Below are 18,998 nucleotides of genomic sequence, written 5' to 3'. Positions count from 1 at the left end.
GCCCGGGAGCGTTTTGCCCGCCAATCGCTTTCGCGCCGCCCACCCGCCGCGCACCCCTGCCAGGAGAGAACCCCGATGTTGCCCGCCCGCCATGCTCGTCCGCCCTGTCGTTCGCTCGCCCCGTTGTCGCTGGCCATTGCCGGCGTGCTGCTGTCCATCGCCCTGCCTGCTGCCGCCCAGGACAGCAAAGACGCCGCCACGGACCTGGCCCGCATCGAAGTCACCGGCTCCAACATCCGCCGCACCGACGTGGAAACCGCCTCGCCGGTGCAGGTGATCAGCAAGCAGGACATCCAGAACATGGGCGCGCGCACCCTGCTGCAGGTGCTGGACAACCTGCCCGCCGCACGCCCGGCGCAGCAGGATTCGCGCTCGCTGTTCACCGGCTCCGATGGCGCATCGCAGGCGAACCTGCGTGGCTTGGGCGCGCAGGGCACGCTGGTACTGCTGAACGGCCGTCGCCTGTCGTACTACGGCGCGCCGGCGGGCTTCCAGACCCAGTTCGTCAACATCGACGCCATTCCTGCCGCCGCCATCGAACGCATGGAAGTGCTGACCGACGGCGCCTCGGCGGTGTACGGCACTGACGCGGTGGCCGGTGTCATCAACGTGATCACCAAGCGCAATTTCCAGGGCGCGGAAATCACCTTCAGCAACGACACCTCCTCGCGCATCGACTCCTATGGCGAACGCCAGGCCAGCATCACCGCCGGTTTCGGTGACCTGACCGAAAACCGCTTCAATGTGTACGGCGCGGTGAACATGTACCGCCGCGATGCCATTCCGCTGGCCGACTTCTATGACAAGCGGCCGGACCAGTTCTACGTCAACAACCCCAACTACCTGACCAACCTGCGCCTGGGCGTGGGCAGCAAGCCGGGCCAGTTCAACCCGGGTACCTATTTCGCCTTCGATCCAGTGACCGGCCGCCGCGTGCAGGAAGCTGCACCGGGCTGCCAGAACGTGCTGCAGGGCCAGGCCGCGGGCCCCAGCTGCGTCTGGGAAACCTGGATGAACAACGAGATCGACGCCGGCGCCAAATCCGAGCGCAACACCGCCTACCTCAACGGCACCTTCCTGGTCGGCGACAACACCGAAATCTTCGCCGAAGCCACGTACACCGACATCGATCTGCGCGCCAACGGTGGCACCCCGCGCACCTACGGCACCACCACCGGCAACCCCAGCAGCTGGTTCTCGCGCGATACTGGCACCACGGTGAACCAGTTCCTGTACCCCTACCTGGGCCCGAACAACGAGTACAACCACGCCAGCCCGGAACTGAAGGCGCTGATGGGCGGCGTGGTGGGTCTGAACTACCTGCTGCAGGACGCCGGCCCGAACTACTTCGGCCAGCGCAACACCGACCAGAGCTACCGCGTGCTGACCGGCGCGCGTGGCAACGTGGGTGACTGGAACTGGGAAACCGCGTTCGCCACCGCCGGTACGCACTCGGTCACCTACCAGACCATCAACGTGAACCTGAAGGGCTTCGAGAAAGCCTTCGGCCCGTACTCGGTGGACCCGGGCACCGGCCGGGTGATCATTTCCGACCACCCCGCCTACAAGTTCGGTGAAATCAGCGAGGCCAACGCGGCACTCATCCGCGAAGCCTTCCCGACCTTCGACATCCAGTCGTGGACGCGCCTGCATACCCTGGACGGCAAGATCGAAGGTCCGCTGGCGCAGCTGCCGGCCGGTGAAATGCGCGCGGCGTTCGGCTTCAACGCCAGCCGCGAAACCTTCTACACCCCCGGTAACCCGGATGCCGCTGCGGGCCTGATCACCCAGCAGGGCGGCTCGTGGTTCGATGGCGCGCGCAATACCTATGCGCTGTTTGCCGAAACGGTGGCGCCGATCACCGACAAGTTGGAACTGGACGCCGCGCTGCGCGTGGACAAGTACCCGAACTTCAAGGCCAACGTGGCGCCGAAGATCGGCTTCAAGTACCAGGCGTTCGACCAGCTGATGCTGCGCGGTACCTATTCCACCGGCTTCCGCGCACCCAGCCTGGCCGAATCGGGCAGCGGCGGCGTGTTCGCCCAGCTGGGCGGCTACCGTGACGATGTGCGCTGCGACGAAACCAACGCGATCGCCAACCTGCTGCTGAAATCGCAGCGCCCCGGCGATGTCGACCTGGGCAAGGGCCTGCTGAACGTGGATTGCAGCCGTACCGTGGCCCGCATGACCCAGCCCAACCAGGACCTGAAGCCGGAAAAGGCGAAGATCGCCACCCTCGGCTTCGTCTACGAGCCGGCCAGCTGGCTGTCGGTGTCGGCCGACTACTGGTTCATCTACCGTGACAACGAAATCGTCGCGCCGGATTTCACCAGGGACACCGACATCATCGCCTCCACCCGCTCGCCGATCACCGACGCCGACCGCGCCAACGTGGCCCAGCTGGCCGCCATGTGTGCCGACCCGGCCAGCGGCGTGGCCTGCCCCGGCGTGCTGCCCGGCTACAGCATGGGCAACGTGGCCAGCGTGGTGGGCCAGTACAAGAACCGCGGCAAGACCCTGGTCGACGGCTTCGACGTGGATGCGCGCAGCCGCTTCTCGCTGGGCGAATGGGGCGGGCTGAACATCGGCCTGGCCGCCACCATCGCCAACCGCAACCGCTACTACATGGATGAAGAGAGCGGCTGGTACTACGGCGATGTGGTGGGCTACTACAACAACCCGCGCCTGCGTGCCACGCTCAATGCCGACTGGACCTACAAGCAGGTGACCACCAGCATGTTCGTGAACTACGTGGGCGGCACCAAGTGGGCACGCGACCGGGTGGACGAAGTGGACAACAATGCGCAGACCTGCACCGCCGGCTTCCTGGCCCTGGAAAAGAGCAAGTGTGACGGCGCACCGTCGTGGTGGACCGCCAACCTGAGCGTGACCTGGCGCCCGGACGATGCCTGGAACCTCAGCTTCACCGTCAAGAACCTGTTCGACCGCCTGCCGTTCTACGACCCGAACAGCTTCCTGGGCGATTCCAGCGATTACGCCACCATCTTCGGCCGCGGCTACAGTGTCACCGTGGGCTACAAGTTCCAGTAAACCGATCGTGTGACCCGGCGCGCCGGCTGCGGCTGGCGCGCCTTCAAGAGGAGAGTAAGAGCCATGCAACGTAGGGAATTCATTGCGGCCGGTGCCGCCATCGCCGCCAGCAGCCTGCTGCCGCAGACCCCCGCCTGGGCACGCGGGCGCAAGGTGCGCCTGGCCCTGATCGGCACCGGCATGCGTGGCTTGGTGCTGCTGAAAGAGCTGGTGCGCCGCGATGACGTGGAGGTCGTCGCCCTGTGCGACATCGAACCGATCATGCTGGGCCGCGCCATGGACATGGTGGCCAAGGCCAGCAAGCCCGCGCCGAAGACCTACGGCCAGGACCGCGACAGCAACGCGTGGAAGCGCCTGCTGGAACAGAAGGGCATCGACGGCGTGATCATCGCCACGCCCTGGGAATACCACGCGCCGATGGCGATTGCCGCCATGCAGGCCGGCGTGGCCGTGGGCTGCGAAGTGGTGGCCGGCATCACCCTGCAGGACCACTGGGATGTGCTGAAGACGCAGCTGAGCACCGGCACCCCGTACATGCTGCTGGAAAACGTCTGCTACCGCCGCGACGTGATGGCCGCGCTGCAGATGGTGCGGCAGGGCCTGTTCGGCGAACTGGTGCACCTGCAGGCCGGCTACCAGCACGACCTGCGCGGGGTGAAGTTCAATTCCGGCGATCCCAACCAGCCCTACGACAGCGGCGTGGAGTTCGGCCCCAAGGGCTGGAGCGAAGCGCGCTGGCGCACCGAACATTCGGTGCAGCGCAATGGCGAGCTCTACCCCAGCCACGGCATCGGCCCGTGCGCCATGTATACCGGCATCAACCGCGGCAACCGCTTCACCCACATCAACGCGTTCGCGACCAAGGCCCGTGGCCTGCATGACTACACGGTGGCCAAGAGTGGTGGCACCACCCATCCCAGCACGAAGGTGAAGTTCAAGCTGGGTGACATCGTGACCACCACGCTGGCCTGCGAGAACGGCGAAACCATCCTGCTGCAGCACGACACCTCGCTGCCGCGCCCGTATTCGATGGGTTTCCGCGTGCAGGGCACCAAGGGCCTGTGGATGGATGTGAACCATTCGATCCACATCGAAGGCCGCAGCCCGCCGCACCAGTGGGAAGAGTTCAAGAAGTACCAGGACCAGTACGAACACCCGCTGTGGAAGCAGAATGCCGATACCGCGGCCAGTGCCGGTCACGGTGGCATGGACTGGTTCGTCATCCACGCCTTCGTGGAAGCGCTGAAAGCCAAGGCACCGATGCCGATCGACATCTACGACGCGGTGACCTGGAGCGCGATCACCCCGCTGAGCGAACAGTCCATCGCCAACGGCTTCCAGACCCTGGAATTCCCCGACTTCACCGCCGGCACCTGGAAGCAGCGCAAGCCGATCTTCGCCTTCGACGGCAACTACTGACCCGCTCTTGTAGAGTCGAGCTTGCTCGACTGCTCTGCAGGTAGCGCCGGGCCATGCCCGGCGCTGCTGCTGGCGCCTGCGCTACTCTGCACGCAGAAACCCAGGACCCCTCATCCCCATGGCATGGCAGAAGATCAGCGACCTTCCTGACCAACGATTCGTAGGCCCCTACGGCATCGAATACTGGCGAATCCACGAAGGCCAGGTCTTCCACCAGGGTCGCCTGCTGCGCAAGGCCGATGCGGCCACGTTCGAGTTCATTCCCGCCCACTACTTCATCGCGCGCGACGCGCATGCCGTCTACCACGCCTGGACCCGGCTGCCCGCCATCGACCGCGATAGTTTCCGCCAGTGCGGCGATTACTGGCTGGACAACCGCCATGTGTACTGCGAGTACGAAACATCGCTGAAAGCGCTGGCAGAAGCCGATTGCACCACCTTCCGCAGTCTGGGCGGTGCCTACGGCGCCGATGACCATGGCGGCTGGTATGGCGGCCGGCGCATGAAGCACTGCCTGCGCGGCGACCTGCTGCAGATTTCACCGCTAGACCCGCTATTCGCACTGGACGACACACATGTCTACTGCGATGGAAAGCCGCTGCCCGGCGTGGATCGCGCATGCTGGCGACTGCTGAACGATGGGTTCTCCCGCGACGACAGCCGCATTTACTACCTGGAACGGAAACTGCCGCGCGTGGATGCGGCGTCGTGGCGGCAGCTGCAGGGCAGCTGGTCGCGGGACCACAAGCACCTGTTCCATATGTTCATGATCGAGACCGACCCGGCGCTGCGTGCGCAGCATGGTTTCAGCGATGACGCGGGGTGACGCTGCAGTCGGTTACCGCGATACCTTGATCTGGGTCAGGCGTCCCCCCGAGGCCCTGGCGTGCGGTACGCGGAACATCGCGCCGGGTTGCACGAGTTCGGCCTGCTGCATCATCTTCGGCCACCACTCCAGAAGCCGCGCTGCGCGCTCGTAGTGGTTGGACGTGCTCCATCCCTTGGCCAGTACGAACACGGTCAGACCGAGGCGTGCGATGGCCTCGCGTTCTGCAGGCTTGCGATGGTGATGATCCTGGGTGACTTGTACGCGGATGCCACGCTGGGTGGCCGCGTCGAAGAGCTCCAGGTCGGTCGTGCCAGGTTTCACGAACTGCCTTACGTGGAAGACTTCATGTTCGTCCGCACCTGCAATGGCGTCGATGGCCCGGGCCAGCGCGGGCGGAAGATTCTCATCGATCTGCGCCTTCAAGGCGCGGCTCGATTCTCGAACTGCAGTGCTTTCTTCACTGCAGCCAGAGGCAGGTCATACAGTCGTGCCACGCGACGCTCGTCGCCACCTTCGGCCTGCATTGCCTCGACAATGGCGATGGTGGGAACGCCCGATTCGGAGAGGATGGGCTGACCAAAACTGCGCTGGGGATCAAACACCACCGCGCGGGAGCCCTTCAGTGGGAACCATCGTTCGGCACGATCATCGATGCCCAGCTCAATGCCCTCACGCAGTGACGGTGCGATGACTTTGCGCATCACGTCCTGGCGCTTCACCACATCCACCAGTGCGGCATCGCCGCTGTCGCCCACCAGTTCCATGAAAATGCGGCGCCCGTCGGTCTTGAAGCTGGTGCTGGTGAAGGGATACTCCTTACCGAGCCGTTCGTTCAGTTCGACAATGGTTCGCCGCACCAGGTTGAGTGGCACGCCACAGGCGACGAACGTGCGGACGAAGCGCAGCTCGATCAGATCGCGGAAGCCAATGCCGTCGATCTCTGAATCGGCCCATTGCGACTTCCACAGGGGAGGGTGGACCTCAGGATTACCGTGCTTCCGGCCCTGGTAGCCCTTCAGCCACCGGCGCAGCTCCGACGAGCTGCCGCCAATGAAGCGCGCTGCATCGGCGTAGGAATAGAGGCCGACGCCAAGGTTGTCCTGTGCTGGCAAGGCAATACCCATGGCAGCGAGTCTACTCAATGCGAAGGGAGCAGGAGTGCAGAGCCACATTCTGCGCCCTGCCGGACGCATGAACTGAGACGGGAGACATGCGGGGGGCAAATCTGCCCGCTGTTTGGCAGGCCGTAGCCGACACGAAGATGGCGCGCCCGGAGGGATTCGAACCCCCGACCAATGGCTTCGGAAGCCACTACTCTATCCGGCTGAGCTACGGGCGCGTTGTAGAACCGCCACACCGTCGGCCAGTGCCGGGGCGGGCATCGCAGCGCCATGAAGACGGTGCGGGAGGGGCATTCTATCCAGTTTCGCCGCACAAATCTCCCCCCGGCTGCAAAGTCGGCCGCAGGGCACAGGAGTATCCTAGTGCGATGGCTGATACCCCCCTTTCCGCGCCGCATTCGGCGCCGACGCCGCGCTGGCGTCATTACTGGTCCCTGATGCGCGCTGATCGCCCGATCGGCACGCTGCTGCTGCTGTGGCCCACCTGGTGGGCGTTGTGGCTGGCCGCTGGCGGCCTGCCGCCGCTGTGGACCCTGTTCGTGTTCACCGCCGGCGTGTGGCTGACCCGCTCGGCCGGGTGTGTCATCAACGACTACGCCGACCGCTGGCTCGACCCGCACGTGGAACGCACCAAGGCCCGTCCGCTGGCCACCGGGGCGATCAGCGGCCGCGCGGCGCTGGTGCTGTTCGCGGTGCTGATGCTGGTGGCGTTCGCGCTGGTGCTGACCCTGAACGGCCTGACCATCGGCCTGAGCTTCATTGGCGTGTTCCTGGCCGCCAGCTACCCCTACCTGAAGCGCTACACCCATCTGCCGCAGGTGTACCTGGGCATGTCCTTCGGCTGGGGCATCCCCATGGCGTTTGCCGCCGTGCAGGGCGAAGTGCCCACGCTGGCGTGGTTGCTGTACGCGGGCAACATCCTGTGGTCCACCGCCTACGACACCTGGTACGCCATGGTCGACCGCGAGGACGACCTGAAAATGGGCTCGCATTCCACCGCGATCCTGTTCGGCGAACTGGACCTGGTCATCCAGGGCGTGCTGTACGCGCTGTTCCTGGCCACGATGGCGCTGGTGGGCGTGCGCGGCGGCCTGGGCGGGTACTACCTGGCGGGCGTGGCGGTGGCCGCGGTGCTGGTGGCGTATGAATTCTGGATCTGCCGCAACCGCGAACGCGGGCCGTGTTTCAAGGCCTTCCTGCACAACAACTGGGTGGGCGCGGCCTTGTTTGCGGGTATCGCCGCCGATCTGGCGCTGCGTTGATGCCGCCCGCCGGGCATGGCCCGGCGCTACCGGTGTGGGTTTGCGCGGATGGCGCACGGCGCCGGCTTTCGTAGAGTCGAGCTTGCTCGACTGCTCTTCGCGGCCAATCGAGGGCAGTCGAGCAAGCTCGACTCTACGACCTACGACCAATAGGTGGCTGACAGCCCGCACCCTACCGCCCAGAATCGGGCCATCGAACCTGGGAGGGTAGGCGATGGCCTCGACGGCAGCAGTACAGGACGGCTGGATGGCGCGCGCAGCGCTGCGTTCGGCCGCCTGGGCGGAAAAGTGGTTCCCCGATGCGTACGTGTTCGCGGTGCTGGGCGTAGTCATCGTCGCGCTGGCGGCACTGGGCTTCGGCTCGACCCCGCAGGCCACCGCCAGCGCCTTCGGCGATGGCTTCTGGAGCCTGATCCCCTTCACCATGCAGATGGCCTTCGTGGTCATCGGCGGCTATGCGGTGGCCACCGCCCCGGTCGTTGCCCGCTTCATCGACTTCCTGGCGCGGGTGCCGCGCACCGGCCGTGGTGCGGTGGTGTACGTGGGCCTGGTCAGCATGCTGGCCTCGCTGCTCAGCTGGGGCTTCTCGCTGGTGTTTGGCGGCCTGCTGGTGCGTGCGCTTGCCCGCCGCAGCGAACTGCGCATGGATTACCGCGCCGCAGGTGCGTCGGCCTACCTGGGCCTGGGCGCGGTGTGGGCGATGGGCCTCAGCTCGTCGGCGGCGCAGTTGCAGGCCAACCCGGCCAGCATGCCGCCGGGGCTGGTGGAAATCACCGGCGTGCTGCCGTTCACCGAAACCATCTTCCTGTGGCAGTCGATCGCGCTGACCGCGGTGCTTATCCTGGTTTCGCTGCTGATCGCCTGGCTGACCGCACCGGCTGCCGGCAGTGCACGTACCGCCGAAGATTTCCCCGGCGCCGCGCAGGCCGAGCCGGAACCGCTGCAGCAGCGCACCCGCCCCGGTGAATGGCTGGAATACAGCCCGCTGCTGACCGTGCTGCTTTCGCTGCTGGCCTTCGGGTGGCTGTTCAACGAATTCGCCAGCAAGCCGGTGGTCACCGCCATCGCCAACCTCAACACCTACAACTTCCTGTTCATTTCGCTGGGCCTGCTGCTGCACTGGCGGCCGCGCAGCTTCCTCAACGCGGTGGCCAAGGCGGTGCCCAGCACCACCGGCGTGCTCATCCAGTTCCCGCTGTACGGCGGCATCGCGATGATCCTCACCCATGCTGCCGGCGGCGATGGGCAGACGCTGGCGCATCGCCTGTCCAGCCTGTTCGTGCACGTGGCCAGCACCGATACCTTCGCCCTGGTGATGGGCGTGTACTCGGCCGTGCTGGGCTTCTTCGTGCCCTCCGGTGGCGGCAAGTGGATCATCGAGGCGCCGTATGTCATGCAGGCGGCCAACGAACTGAAGGCACACCTGGGCTGGGCGGTGCAGGTCTACAACGCTGCCGAAGCGCTGCCGAACCTGATCAACCCGTTCTGGATGCTGCCGCTGCTGGGCGTGCTGGGGCTGAAGGCGCGCGATATCGTGGGCTTCACCTTCATCCAGCTGCTGGTGCACATCCCGCTGGTGCTGGGCCTGCTGTGGCTGCTGGGCATGACCCTGACCTACGCGCCGCCAGTGATGCCGTAGCAAGCCCGGGGTCAGATCCCCGCCGCAGGCGGGGCTCTGACCCCAACAACCCCCCGTAGAGTCGAGCCTGCTCGACTGCTTTGCGATCCTGCCCTTGTAGAGTCGAGCTTGCTCGACTGCTTTACGCGACCAAGCCAGAGCAGTCGAGCAAGCTCGACTCTACGACCGCGCCGCTTGCTTCTCGATCTCTGCCTTGCGCAGCAGGAAGCGCTGCACCTTGCCGCTGGGTGTCTTCGGTACCTGCGCCACGAACTCCACCTGGCGCGGGTAGGCGTGGGCAGACAGGCGCGAACGCACGTGCTGCTGCAGCTCCGTGGCCAGCCCTTCATCGCCGCTGTGGCCATCGCGCAGGATCACGAACGCCTTCACGATCTCGGTGCGCTCCGGATCGGGCACGCCGATCACCGCGGCCTCGGCCACGGCGGCGTGTTCCATCAGAACGCTCTCCACGTCGAACGGCCCGATGCGGTAGCCCGACGAGGTGATCAGATCATCAGAGCGGCCGATGAAACTGATCGAACCATCATCCTCCCACTCCACCGAATCGCCCGTGCGGTACCAGCCATCGCGCAGCGCCGGGGTCTCGGTGCCGTAGTAGCCGGTGAACCAGAGAATGGGCGACTGCTGCACATCCACCGCCAGGATGCCCGGCGTGCGCGGCGGCAGTACGTTGTCGTGCTCATCCAGCACCGCCACCCGGTAGCCGGGCATGGCAAAGCCGGACGACCCGGGCCGCACCGCGTGGGCCAGCGCGTGGTGGTTGTTCACCACCATGCCGGTTTCGGTCTGCCCGTAGTGGTCCAGCACCGTGGTCCCCAGGTGTTCGCGGAACCAGCGGGCGATTTCGGGATTCAACGGCTCGCCCGCACTGCTGACCACGCGCAGTTGCCCCTTGATGCCGGCGCTGGCCGCAGGGCCGGCACCGATGATCTGCCGGTAGGCGGTGGGCGAGCCCGCCAGGTTGGTTACCCCCAGCTGCTGGATGATCTGGTTCAGCCCGGCCACGCTGAAGCCGGCTTCGCTGAAGGTGGTGGCATGGCCCAGCAGCAGCGGGCCGGTAACCCCGTAGTAAAGCCCGTAGGCCCAACCGGGATCGGCAATGTTCCAGAACACATCGTCGGCGCGCAGATCCACCGCCAGTTCCATGTAACTGGCAAAGGCCAGCAAGGCGCGCAGCGGCACCGGCACGCCCTTGGGGCTGCCGGTGGTGCCCGAGGTGGACAGCAGGGCCATCAGGTCGTCACCGCGCAGCATCACCGGGGCCCGCTCGGCCGGTGCCTGGCGGGTGCGCGCCCGCCAGTCGATATCGCCGTCGGCCACGCGCTGCCCGGCGCTGGCGATGGTGGCTACGGTCGGGCAGCCGCCCACCCCGTCCAGCTTGCTGCGGTTGGCCAGGTCGGTCACCACCAGCGCGGTGCGCCCGGTGGCCAGCCGCGTTTCAATGGCCTTGGGCCCGAACGCGGTGAACAGCGGCTGGTAGATTGCGCCCAACCGCCAGGTGCCCAGGATCACCGCCAGCAGATCGGGCGTGCGCGGCAGCAGGCCGGCCACCACATCGCCACGGGCGGTGCCAGCGTCGGCCAGTACGTTCGCGGCGCGCGCAGCCGCCTCGCGCAGGTGTTCGAAGGTGTAGGTGTGCAGGTGCCCCTGCGCATCCACCCAGCGCAGCGCGGTGGCATTGCGCCCGCAGTGGCGGTCGCAGCATTCCACGCAGGCATTCACACCGGTCTGCAGATCGCCCTGCAGTCGCGCTTCCCACTGCGCCAGATCGAAGTCGGCCAGGGCCTGGTCGTAGGAAGGCCGTGCTGTGCTGTCGGGGGCCATGCGTGTCTCCGCCAAGGGTCTTCCCGACGATAGGCGCGGCCGGGGGCGGCTGCAAATCGGACCAAAGGCGTAGGCGGTCAGCCGGCGTCGTCTTCGCCGAAGCGCACGCCGTTGAAGGTATGCGTGCAGCAGGTGCACGAGGGCAGCATGTCCTTCGCCGTCAGCGCCGGTGCCACCCGCTGCAGCAGACCGGCCTCATCCACGTACAGCCCGCTGAAGTACGAGGCCTCGCCCACGCGCACCTGGTCGCGGCGCGGGGCATTGCCGGTGGCCGCGATCCAGGCGATGGGTTCGGGCGTATCCAGCCGCGCGCAGGCTTCCGAATGCACCGGCACCCAGGGCTGGCCCACCTTGGACAGCAGGAAGCGGAACAGCGGTGTGTAATCGCGGCCGTGGCGGTGCCCGCCATGCATCGAACCGCGCGTGGCCTCACTGGCCAGCGTGCCTTTGCGATGGCGCTCGTGGCGGTAGTCGCCGCCGTGCTCGCCGTGGCGGCTGTTGCGTGCTCGTGCATTCACCCGGCGGAACAAAGGGGCGGAACGGTCCATCGTTCACTCGGTGTAGAGAAGGGCATCGATTGTCGGGCGGCCCCGCGCAGCCAGCAAGCGCCGGCCCACCTTAATGGGCGCGGCACGCGGCCGGCATAAGCACATGCGCAACCCGCATGAATCCTTCATGCGCTTGCGGCACAAGGGCCTGCGCGTGTTCATTCACCGCCGTGCACGCGCCCGTAGCCGCGCTGCAACGCGTGGTTAACCTTCGGCTGCAGACCATGCGCACGTCCACCGCATTCCGCGCGTGGCATTTGGAGATCGGACATGGCACAGCAGAACCAGAACCCGAACCAGAAGCAGCAGGGCCAGCAGAACCAGCAGGATCAGCAGCAGGGGCGTGGCCGCGACCAGCAGCAGCAACAGCAGCAGGAACAGCAGCAGCGCAACCAGCGCAACCAGCAGCAGGGCGGCCATGACGAAGAAGAATGACCCGCGTGCAGCCCACGCGTGAACGGTGAAGCCCCGCCTGGTGCGGGGCTTCGCTTGTTACAACGGGCGTGTTTACAGCAGGCGTGTTTACAGCACGCCTATACGCTGCAGCGCGGGGGTGGCCGCCATGTCGTTGGGGTTGGTGCCGGGAAGATCCTGCGGCACCGCCATGCCCATGCCGGCATACAGATCCACCCAGTGCTGGGAAATCTGCCCCGTCTTTGGATTGCGGAAGTTCATCGGCTGCAGCGCGAACACATGGTGGGTGCGGAACGCGCGCTCAATGAAATCCGAACAGTAGTAGCTGTCCTCGTTCAACACATAGGCCGTGTTGTACGGCTTGCCCAGCATGGTGCGCGCCGTGGCGATGGCATCGGCCAGCACCTGCGGTGGCGCCGCGCGCAGGCGGTACACCACGATCTGCCGCTGCCTGTCCCGCGCATCCTGGCGGAATTCCGCCAGCGTCTGCTGCCGCGAGCCCTTTTCATCGGCGTGCAGCACCTGCAGTTCACCCGGCCCATCGGCCACCAGGGCCACGTGGTCGAAGCGGGTGCCGCCTTCGCGCGCGGTGGCATCATCAATGGCGGCGCTCAGGCCAGTCTGGCCGGCGCTGACGAACAGCAGATCGCCGGGCCGCGCTTCCACGGCCAGCGCAACGGCCGGCCACAGCGCGGGCAGCAACAGGCCAATCAACAGGAACAGGGCGCGCATGGCAGGGCCGGGGTCGGGAAAAACGCGATTGTACGGCGCAGGGTAGGATGGTGCGACCGAACCGGAATCAGGATGATCCCATGCGCTGCCGCCGTTCCCTTGTGCTGCTGGCCCCTGTCTTCAGTCTTGCCCTGGCCGCCTGCACCCAGGCCCCGCAGGCTTCGCAGCCGCAGCCGCAGCCCGCAGAAGCGGCGGCCCCTGCTGCACAGGCTGCCGCAGCCGCAGCCGCTACGCCCGCCGCTCCAGCCTGCCCGCACGAGCAGTTCGATACCTTCCTGAAGCACTTCGGCAATGAGATTGCGCTGCAGGAAACGGCCACTGCCGATCCGCTGCGCGACAGCTACGTCGATGCCGGTGCCGAGCCCGAGCCGAAGACCGTGGAAAAGCAGCTGCCGCTGGCCGAGGTGGAATGGCCGGTGATGCCGGATCCGGCCACGCTGGCCGGCCGTGGCCGCGAGATGACCGTCACCGCGCAGGCCGATGGCCAGATGCAGGTGCTGATGCGCACCCCCGATACCAGCGACCAGCAGGTCTACACCTTCGCCCGCACCCCGTGCTGGACGCTGGTGAGCCGGGCCGATGAATCGATCTGAGCCGGTGCGGAGGTCGGTGCATCTGGGGCGCGGCCTGTTGATGCTCCTGCTGCTGTGGCCCCTGCTGGCCTGGGCGCAGGTGCAGGTGCCGCCGCTGGATGGCCCGGTGGTCGACCCGGCCGGTGCACTGCGCCCGGCCACACGTGCCACGTTGGAACAGAAGGCGCGCGCGCTGCAGGCCCGCAAGGGCGGCGCGCAACTGCAGGTGCTGCTGGTGCGCAGTACCGGCCAGGAAAGCATCGAGGCCTACGCGCAGCGCGTGTTCGACCAGTGGCAGTTGGGTCGCAAGGGCGTGGATGACGGCGTGCTGCTGCTGGTGGCCGTGCAGGACCGGCACGTGCGCATCCAGCCCGGCTATGGGCTGGAAAGCGCCATTCCCGATGCCTACGCCAAGCGCATCATCGAAGACGCCATCCTGCCGCGCTTCCGCGAAGGCGATCTGGACCAGGGCGTGCTGGACGGCAGCGCGCTGCTGGCGGGGCTGGTGGACGGCGAGCCGTTGCCACCGCCGCGCAGCAACCATCTGCTGGATCTGGCCTGGCAGGGCATGGATACGATCCTGCTGCTGGCGTTGATGGCCGGGTTCGCGCTGGGCCGCTGGCAGGGGCGTGCGGCAGCCGTGCCGGTGCGACGGTGGTGGTACCGCCCGCTGCACTGGCTGGCGCTGATCGCGCTGGCCGGGCTGGCAACCGCGGCGTGGGCGCCGCGGCAGATCGTGCCGATGCTGTTCTTGCTGGCAATGGCCGTGCCACTGGCGTGGGTCTGCGGGCACCGGTGGCGGCGCAGCTCGTCGCTGCGGCGCACGCTGTGGGGCCTGCTGGTCGCCAGCATCGGTATCAGCGTGGCCGTGCTCGCCACGCGCGGGGTGTTCCCCGGGCTGTTCGTGCATGTGGCCCTGTACTTCCTGGCAGGCATCGCCGCAGTGGTGCTGTGGTTCCCGCTGACCCTGGGTCGCGACCGCTGGCAGGAAAGCCGGCGTGGCTTCGCCCTGCGTGTGCTGCTGCTTGGCACGGTAATGGGCGCGGGCCTGGTGTGGGCACTGCTGCAGCCGGACCGGTTGGATACCGAAGCGCTGCTGCTGGTGTTCGGCGCCGTGGGCTACATGGGCTGGGCCGTGGCCATGCTGGTGGGCACCGGCACACGCAGTGACGACGATGATGACGACCGCCGCGGTGGCTGGGGCAGCTCGTCGTCCAGTTCGTCCTCGTCCAGCGACTGGAGCGGTGGTGGTGGGCGCAGTGGCGGCGGTGGTGCCTCGGGTAGCTGGTAGATCAGACGGTGTGCACGCGCCATCCGCGCGCGTCGTCGTGCAGTTCGCCGTTGCCGGCCACCCCACCGATCTGCAGCACCAGGCCCTGTGCATTGGGCAGGTCTTTCTGTTCGGGGAACCAGCGGCGGTCGGCGGCCACCACGATCAGCAGGCCCTCGTCATCACCCATCGGCGCGAACTGCGCCGACGGCGGACTGAGCGGCTGTAGGCCGAAACGTGCACTGGCGTCGGCGCGTACCGCATCCACATCATCGCTGGCCAGGCCTACCTCGCTCAGGCACTGCAGTTCACTGCCGTGGAAGGCGCCGGTATGCGTACCGGCCGGCAGGCGCTTGCGCCCAATCAGTTCCAGGATCAGGCCGTCGGGCCCGGTGAAATACACCGACTGCGACTGCCAGTTGCTTTCCAGTGCGAAGTAATCGATGCCCTCGGGATTGCGCTGCAGCGGCGTGCGTTCGCGCAGCCACGCCATCGCTTCGGCGAAGCGGTTGTCGGGCACGTTGAAGGCCAGGTGCACGCCGCCCGTGGCGTGGCTACCCGCTTGTTGCAGGTCGATCGTGCTCCAGCCGATATGCACATGGTGCCCGACCACGCGCTGCTGCAGCACATCGCGGAAATAGTCCGCCACGGTTTCGACGTTCGAGACCGGCAGGGTGAGATGCAGCAGGCGCATGCGTGATCCTCCATGAAGCACTGGGGCGAGTGTAGCGCCGCGCACCTTTCGCCAGCGTCATCGCCCGCGCAACGAATCGTTACGCCGCCACCGCACGCTCTGGTAGGTGCCAACCTTGGTTGGCACTCTCCGTCCACAACCGCGCCCCGCCGCACGCTCTGGTAGGTGCCAACCTTGGTTGGCACAAGCCGTCCGCAGCCACGCGTTGCGACAGGGGCTTGCACTGGCGGCCACAACCGCAACAATGCACCGCTCAAGGACGTCTACAGGAGAAGCGCATGCAGGGTCTTATGGCAGAACACCGCGCCGCGGGTGAAACCGCATGGCCATGATCCTGGCGCTGGTGCTGCTGGCACCGCTGCTGCCATTGGCCCTGCTGGTGCTGATGTGGCGGCGTGCGCCGCGCTGGCAGGGCAACCCGTGGTTGTATCGGGCGGGCTTCGCCTTCCTGGCCGCGCTGCTGTCACCCACGCTGCTGATGGCCGGCCACGGCGGCCTGCCGTGCCCCACCTTCGGCGGCCTGATACTGGTGTTCATGCGGCTGGAATGGATTGGCGACCTGCACCTGAACCTGATCGCGTTCGGCAGCAACGATGCCGCGATCCTGTCCGCACCGTTCCTGGTGGTGTTCGCCGCCGCACTGTTCATCCCGCTGCGCACCGCCCGCCGCGCCAGCCTGACGTTCGATTGATCGCGCCCCCATCGGGCGCCCATCAGCCTGGTAGGTGCCAACCTTGGTTGGCACGAACCGTCCGCGCCAAACATGCGATCTGCCTCTGAAGGACTACAGATGGTCAGCAAAGACCCAACCAGCGAAGGCCCCGTGGATGCGGCATTCCGCCCCGTCCTGACCTGGATGGCCAACGAAATCGCAGCCGGCCGCCCGCCGCAGACGGCAAACGTGTACCTGCGCACCGCCGATACGTGGGAGGCCATCACCGGCATCCTTCAGGACTACGGCGAAACCCTGGTGCCGCTGCCGGAGACGAGCTGGGAATCCTCGGTGTGCCAGTGGTATGGGAAGCACTGGCAGGTCCTTGTCGATCTGTACACGGAGGGAGAGGGGCGAAGCGATCTGGTGATGCATGTCGACATCACCGAAGCCGAAGGCGGCTTCGCGTACACCCTGCACCTGGTCTATGTTCCCTGATCACACGCAGCCGTAGAGTCGAGCTTGCTCGACTGCTCCGGCCCTTCGTAGAGTCGAGCTTGCTCGACTGCCGTAGCCAAGAGCAGTCGAGCAAGCTCGACTCTACCAAAGCCAAGCAGCCACGCATCGCCCGGCATTCCAAGCCAAGCACCCACGCAGCGCCCGGCATGCCAAGGCCAAGCAGCCCCGCACCGCCCGGCTCGGCCCATGCACGCATGGCGTGGATCCACCGGTGTGCGCCGGGCCTGTCCCGGCACATCCATCCAAGCGCGGCGTGGCCCCAGCCGCCATCATCGCGTTGCCTCCCGGCCGCTTGTGCTACTACGGCCCGTGCAGTCCTTCCCCCTTCGGAGCACGACCATGGTCAACCCCGTCGCCCAGGCCCATCGCGGCCCGGGCACCACGCTTTTCAGCCTGCTGAATCCCATACCGTTCGGCTTCTTCGTTGCCGCGCTGATCTTCGACATCCTCTACCTCAACACCGCCGAGGTGATGTGGGGCAAGTCCGCCGCCTGGCTGATCACCTTCGGCCTGCTGATCGCCATCATTCCGCGCCTGATCAACCTGTTCGCGGTGTGGCGCCGCAACGGCACCGCCACCGGCGTGGACCGTGTGGATTTCGTGCTGAACCTGCTGGCCATCGTGCTGGCCATCTGGAACGCCTTCGTGCACAGCCGCGACGCCTATGCGGTGGCCGTGCCGGGCACCGTGCTGTCCGCGCTGACCGTGGCCCTGATCGCGATCGGCTACATCCTGTTGTCACTGCAGGCCCCGGTGCTGCAGGGAGGTCGTCATGGCTGAGCGCATCCTGCCCACGCTGGGCATCCTTTCCCTGGCCGTCATGCTCGCCGCCTGCGCCGGCAAGGCCGAATATCACCCGGCCGACCAGTCCGGTCCGCAGCCGCCGCTGCCCAAGCCGGCCAACTTCCTCATGCCGCCCATGCAGGTGCCCAAGGGCGTGGGTTGGGCCGAAGGCCAGGCGCCGGCCGTGGCCGAAGGCCTGAAGATCGAGCGCATTGCCGCCAACCTGCAGCACCCGCGCCGCCTGCTGACCCTGCCCAATGGCGATGTGCTGGTGGTGGAAGGCAATGGCCCCGGCGAAGAACCGGTCACCACGCCCAAGCAGTGGATTGCCGGCAAGGTGAAGGCGCGCTCGGGCAAGGCCGGCAAGGGCGGCAACCGGGTCACCCTGCTGCGGCGCACGCCGGGCACCGATACCTGGACCCAGCACGTCTACATCGAAGGCCTGCATTCGCCGTTCGGCATCCAGTTGATCGGCAACACGCTGTACGTGGCCAACACCGGCAACATCATGCAGTACCAGTACGTGCCGGGCGCCACCCGCATGGCCGACAAGGGCCATGAGTTCACCGATCTGCCCAGCACCATCAACCACCACTGGACCAAGGAACTGCTGGCCAGCCGCGATGGCGGCAAGCTGTACGTGGGCGTGGGGTCCAACAGCAACATCACCGAAAATGGCCTGGCCGTTGAATACCGCCGCGCCGTGGTGCTGGAAGTGGACGTGGCCACCCGTGGCAGCCGCATCTACGCATCGGGCATCCGCAACCCCACCGGCCTGGACTGGGAGCCGAGCACCGGCGCGCTGTGGGCGGTGGCCAACGAGCGCGATGAAATCGGCGCCGACCTGGTGCCCGATTACCTCACCTCGGTGAAGGAAGACGGCTTCTACGGCTGGCCCTACAGCTATTACGGCCAGCACGTGGACGAGCGCGTGCAACCGCAGCGGCCCGATCTGGTGGCCAAGGCGATCAAGCCCGACTACGCCATCGGCTCGCACGTGGCGCCGCTGGGCCTGCTGTTCTACACCGGCCAGTCGCTGCCCGCGAAGTACCACGGCGGCGCCTTCATCGGCGAACACGGCAGCTGGGATCGTTCACCGCTGAGCGGCTACGAAGTGGTGTACGTACCGTTCAAGGACGGCAAGCCGACCGGCCGCCCGCAACCGGTGGTGACCGGGTTTGCATCGAAGGATGAAAAGACCCTGATGGGCGCCCCGGTGGGCATGGCGATGGACGCCGACGGCGCCCTGCTGGTGGCGGATGACGTAGGCGACGTCGTCTGGCGGGTCTCGGCAAAGTAACGGAATTGTAGAGTCGAGCCATGCTCGACTGCTTTGGCCGTGGCCGTGGCCGTGGCCGTGGCCGTGGCTGTGGCTGTGGCCGTGGCTGTGGCTGTGGCTGTGGCTGTGGCTGTGGCTGTGGCTCTGGCTCTGGCTGTGGCTGTGGCTGTGGCTGTGGCTGTGGCTCTGGCTGTGGCTCTGGCTGTGGCTCTGGCTGTGGCTGTGGCCGTGGCTCTGGCTGTGGCTCTGGCTGTGGCTCTCGCTCTGGCTCTGGCTCTGGCTCTGGCTCTGGCGTTTGTAGAGTCGAGCTTGCTCGACTGCTTCTGCCAACAGCAGTCGAGCAAGCTCGACTCTACGAAAAGCGAAAGGCGAAGCGCAGCCAAGCATGGC

Annotated in this window: 18 protein-coding genes and 1 tRNA gene; 12 read left to right on the top strand and 7 right to left on the bottom strand. The window is 66.7% G+C overall.

All coding sequences use genetic code 11. The features are described 5' to 3' along the window. Window positions 1-75: 75 nt before the first annotated feature. From C1931_RS19050 to C1931_RS19040, 3 genes are all read left to right on the top strand, one after another. On the top strand, window positions 76-3,051 hold the full coding sequence (locus C1931_RS19050) for a TonB-dependent receptor (RefSeq protein ID WP_108757450.1): 2,976 nt from the start codon (window positions 76-78) through the stop codon (window positions 3,049-3,051). A gap of 63 nt (window positions 3,052-3,114) precedes the next feature. Further along, window positions 3,115-4,470, top strand: a complete 1,356-nt coding sequence (locus C1931_RS19045) for a Gfo/Idh/MocA family oxidoreductase (RefSeq protein WP_108757449.1) — start codon at window positions 3,115-3,117, stop codon at window positions 4,468-4,470. Window positions 4,471-4,588: 118 nt separating this feature from the next. Beyond that, on the top strand, window positions 4,589-5,296 hold the full coding sequence (locus tag C1931_RS19040) for a DKNYY domain-containing protein (RefSeq protein WP_108757448.1): 708 nt from the start codon (window positions 4,589-4,591) through the stop codon (window positions 5,294-5,296). Between the two features lie 12 nt (window positions 5,297-5,308). Here C1931_RS19040 and C1931_RS19035 read toward each other — a convergent pair whose 3' ends face one another. The 3 genes from C1931_RS19035 to C1931_RS19025 form a co-directional block, all read right to left on the bottom strand. Next, on the bottom strand, window positions 5,309-5,722 hold the full coding sequence (locus tag C1931_RS19035; RefSeq protein ID WP_108757447.1) for a DUF5615 family PIN-like protein: 414 nt from the start codon (window positions 5,720-5,722) through the stop codon (window positions 5,309-5,311). Beyond that, the gene (locus tag C1931_RS19030; protein ID WP_108757446.1) at window positions 5,719-6,423 is read right to left on the bottom strand and encodes a DUF433 domain-containing protein; all 705 of its coding nucleotides are present in this window, start codon (window positions 6,421-6,423) and stop codon (window positions 5,719-5,721) included. Before C1931_RS19030 ends, C1931_RS19035 begins: the two co-directional genes overlap by 4 nt. Window positions 6,424-6,561: 138 nt before the next feature. Next, window positions 6,562-6,638: transfer RNA gene (locus C1931_RS19025), tRNA-Arg, on the bottom strand. A gap of 150 nt (window positions 6,639-6,788) precedes the next feature. Here C1931_RS19025 and ubiA point away from each other — a divergent pair. Together ubiA and C1931_RS19015 are read left to right on the top strand one after the other, a co-directional pair. Then, on the top strand, window positions 6,789-7,682 hold the full coding sequence (gene ubiA / locus C1931_RS19020; RefSeq protein ID WP_108757445.1) for a 4-hydroxybenzoate octaprenyltransferase: 894 nt from the start codon (window positions 6,789-6,791) through the stop codon (window positions 7,680-7,682). A 214-nt stretch (window positions 7,683-7,896) separates the two neighbouring features. Next, on the top strand, window positions 7,897-9,321 hold the full coding sequence (locus C1931_RS19015) for a TIGR00366 family protein (RefSeq protein WP_199913895.1): 1,425 nt from the start codon (window positions 7,897-7,899) through the stop codon (window positions 9,319-9,321). A 159-nt stretch (window positions 9,322-9,480) separates the two neighbouring features. Here C1931_RS19015 and C1931_RS19010 read toward each other — a convergent pair whose 3' ends face one another. Together C1931_RS19010 and C1931_RS19005 are read right to left on the bottom strand one after the other, a co-directional pair. Beyond that, the gene (locus tag C1931_RS19010) at window positions 9,481-11,145 is read right to left on the bottom strand and encodes an AMP-binding protein (protein ID WP_108757443.1); all 1,665 of its coding nucleotides are present in this window, start codon (window positions 11,143-11,145) and stop codon (window positions 9,481-9,483) included. A gap of 77 nt (window positions 11,146-11,222) precedes the next feature. After that, a complete protein-coding gene (locus C1931_RS19005; protein ID WP_108757442.1) occupies window positions 11,223-11,693 on the bottom strand; it encodes a hypothetical protein in 471 nt (156 codons plus the stop codon). 270 nt (window positions 11,694-11,963) lie between these two features. Between C1931_RS19005 and C1931_RS20455 the strand changes: the two genes are divergently transcribed. Further along, window positions 11,964-12,128 carry a hypothetical protein gene (locus tag C1931_RS20455; RefSeq protein ID WP_180886923.1) on the top strand — a complete coding sequence of 55 codons (165 nt, stop codon included), beginning with the start codon at window positions 11,964-11,966 and terminating at the stop codon, window positions 12,126-12,128. Window positions 12,129-12,215: 87 nt separating this feature from the next. Here the strand turns inward: C1931_RS20455 and C1931_RS19000 are convergent, their stop codons facing one another. Further along, the gene (locus C1931_RS19000; RefSeq protein WP_108757441.1) at window positions 12,216-12,839 is read right to left on the bottom strand and encodes a YiiX/YebB-like N1pC/P60 family cysteine hydrolase; all 624 of its coding nucleotides are present in this window, start codon (window positions 12,837-12,839) and stop codon (window positions 12,216-12,218) included. 80 nt (window positions 12,840-12,919) lie between these two features. Here C1931_RS19000 and C1931_RS18995 point away from each other — a divergent pair, with 80 nt between their 5' ends. Beyond that, complete coding sequence (locus tag C1931_RS18995) at window positions 12,920-13,432, top strand: hypothetical protein (RefSeq protein ID WP_108757440.1); 513 nt, start codon at window positions 12,920-12,922, stop codon at window positions 13,430-13,432. Between the two features lie 40 nt (window positions 13,433-13,472). Next, the gene (locus C1931_RS18990) at window positions 13,473-14,702 is read left to right on the top strand and encodes a TPM domain-containing protein (protein ID WP_108757813.1); all 1,230 of its coding nucleotides are present in this window, start codon (window positions 13,473-13,475) and stop codon (window positions 14,700-14,702) included. Window position 14,703: 1 nt separating this feature from the next. Here C1931_RS18990 and C1931_RS18985 read toward each other — a convergent pair whose 3' ends face one another. Beyond that, window positions 14,704-15,375 carry a VOC family protein gene (locus C1931_RS18985; RefSeq protein ID WP_108757439.1) on the bottom strand — a complete coding sequence of 224 codons (672 nt, stop codon included), beginning with the start codon at window positions 15,373-15,375 and terminating at the stop codon, window positions 14,704-14,706. A 322-nt stretch (window positions 15,376-15,697) separates the two neighbouring features. Here C1931_RS18985 and C1931_RS18980 point away from each other — a divergent pair, with 322 nt between their 5' ends. The 4 genes from C1931_RS18980 (at window position 15,698) to C1931_RS18965 (ending at window position 18,629) form a co-directional block, all read left to right on the top strand. Next, on the top strand, window positions 15,698-16,066 hold the full coding sequence (locus C1931_RS18980; RefSeq protein WP_108757438.1) for a hypothetical protein: 369 nt from the start codon (window positions 15,698-15,700) through the stop codon (window positions 16,064-16,066). A 99-nt stretch (window positions 16,067-16,165) separates the two neighbouring features. Continuing rightward, window positions 16,166-16,525: a hypothetical protein gene (locus C1931_RS18975; RefSeq protein ID WP_108757437.1), complete on the top strand. Its 360-nt coding sequence runs from the start codon at window positions 16,166-16,168 to the stop codon at window positions 16,523-16,525. A 360-nt stretch (window positions 16,526-16,885) separates the two neighbouring features. Beyond that, window positions 16,886-17,326, top strand: coding sequence for a DUF2231 domain-containing protein (locus C1931_RS18970; RefSeq protein WP_108757436.1), 441 nt, complete (start codon window positions 16,886-16,888; stop codon window positions 17,324-17,326). Continuing rightward, window positions 17,319-18,629 (top strand): sorbosone dehydrogenase family protein, encoded by a 1,311-nt coding sequence (locus C1931_RS18965; RefSeq protein ID WP_108757435.1) that lies wholly within the window; start codon window positions 17,319-17,321, stop codon window positions 18,627-18,629. Before C1931_RS18970 ends, C1931_RS18965 begins: the two co-directional genes overlap by 8 nt. Window positions 18,630-18,998 lie beyond the last annotated feature (369 nt).

Source organism: Stenotrophomonas sp. YAU14A_MKIMI4_1 (assembly GCF_003086855.1).
Lineage (GTDB): Bacteria > Pseudomonadota > Gammaproteobacteria > Xanthomonadales > Xanthomonadaceae > Stenotrophomonas.
The sequence above is the reverse complement of the archived record's forward strand: the minus strand, read 5'-3'. Positions and strand labels throughout refer to the sequence as shown.

What these genes read in the sequence shown, in the direction of transcription:
- C1931_RS19040 (WP_108757448.1), top strand. Translation starts at nt 4,589, where the DNA reads ATGGCATGGCAGAAGATCAGCGACCTTCCTGACCAACGATTCGTAGGC.
- C1931_RS19010 (WP_108757443.1), bottom strand. Translation starts at nt 11,145, where the DNA reads ATGGCCCCCGACAGCACAGCACGGCCTTCCTACGACCAGGCCCTGGCC.
- C1931_RS19005 (WP_108757442.1), bottom strand. Translation starts at nt 11,693, where the DNA reads ATGGACCGTTCCGCCCCTTTGTTCCGCCGGGTGAATGCACGAGCACGC.
- C1931_RS19015 (WP_199913895.1), top strand. Translation starts at nt 7,897, where the DNA reads ATGGCCTCGACGGCAGCAGTACAGGACGGCTGGATGGCGCGCGCAGCG.
- C1931_RS19000 (WP_108757441.1), bottom strand. Translation starts at nt 12,839, where the DNA reads ATGCGCGCCCTGTTCCTGTTGATTGGCCTGTTGCTGCCCGCGCTGTGG.
- C1931_RS19045 (WP_108757449.1), top strand. Translation starts at nt 3,115, where the DNA reads ATGCAACGTAGGGAATTCATTGCGGCCGGTGCCGCCATCGCCGCCAGC.
- C1931_RS18985 (WP_108757439.1), bottom strand. Translation starts at nt 15,375, where the DNA reads ATGCGCCTGCTGCATCTCACCCTGCCGGTCTCGAACGTCGAAACCGTG.
- ubiA (WP_108757445.1), top strand. Translation starts at nt 6,789, where the DNA reads ATGGCTGATACCCCCCTTTCCGCGCCGCATTCGGCGCCGACGCCGCGC.
- C1931_RS18965 (WP_108757435.1), top strand. Translation starts at nt 17,319, where the DNA reads ATGGCTGAGCGCATCCTGCCCACGCTGGGCATCCTTTCCCTGGCCGTC.
- C1931_RS18980 (WP_108757438.1), top strand. Translation starts at nt 15,698, where the DNA reads ATGGCCATGATCCTGGCGCTGGTGCTGCTGGCACCGCTGCTGCCATTG.
- C1931_RS18975 (WP_108757437.1), top strand. Translation starts at nt 16,166, where the DNA reads ATGGTCAGCAAAGACCCAACCAGCGAAGGCCCCGTGGATGCGGCATTC.
- C1931_RS19030 (WP_108757446.1), bottom strand. Translation starts at nt 6,423, where the DNA reads ATGGGTATTGCCTTGCCAGCACAGGACAACCTTGGCGTCGGCCTCTAT.
- C1931_RS18990 (WP_108757813.1), top strand. Translation starts at nt 13,473, where the DNA reads ATGCTCCTGCTGCTGTGGCCCCTGCTGGCCTGGGCGCAGGTGCAGGTG.
- C1931_RS19050 (WP_108757450.1), top strand. Translation starts at nt 76, where the DNA reads ATGTTGCCCGCCCGCCATGCTCGTCCGCCCTGTCGTTCGCTCGCCCCG.
- C1931_RS18995 (WP_108757440.1), top strand. Translation starts at nt 12,920, where the DNA reads ATGCGCTGCCGCCGTTCCCTTGTGCTGCTGGCCCCTGTCTTCAGTCTT.
- C1931_RS18970 (WP_108757436.1), top strand. Translation starts at nt 16,886, where the DNA reads ATGGTCAACCCCGTCGCCCAGGCCCATCGCGGCCCGGGCACCACGCTT.
- C1931_RS20455 (WP_180886923.1), top strand. Translation starts at nt 11,964, where the DNA reads ATGGCACAGCAGAACCAGAACCCGAACCAGAAGCAGCAGGGCCAGCAG.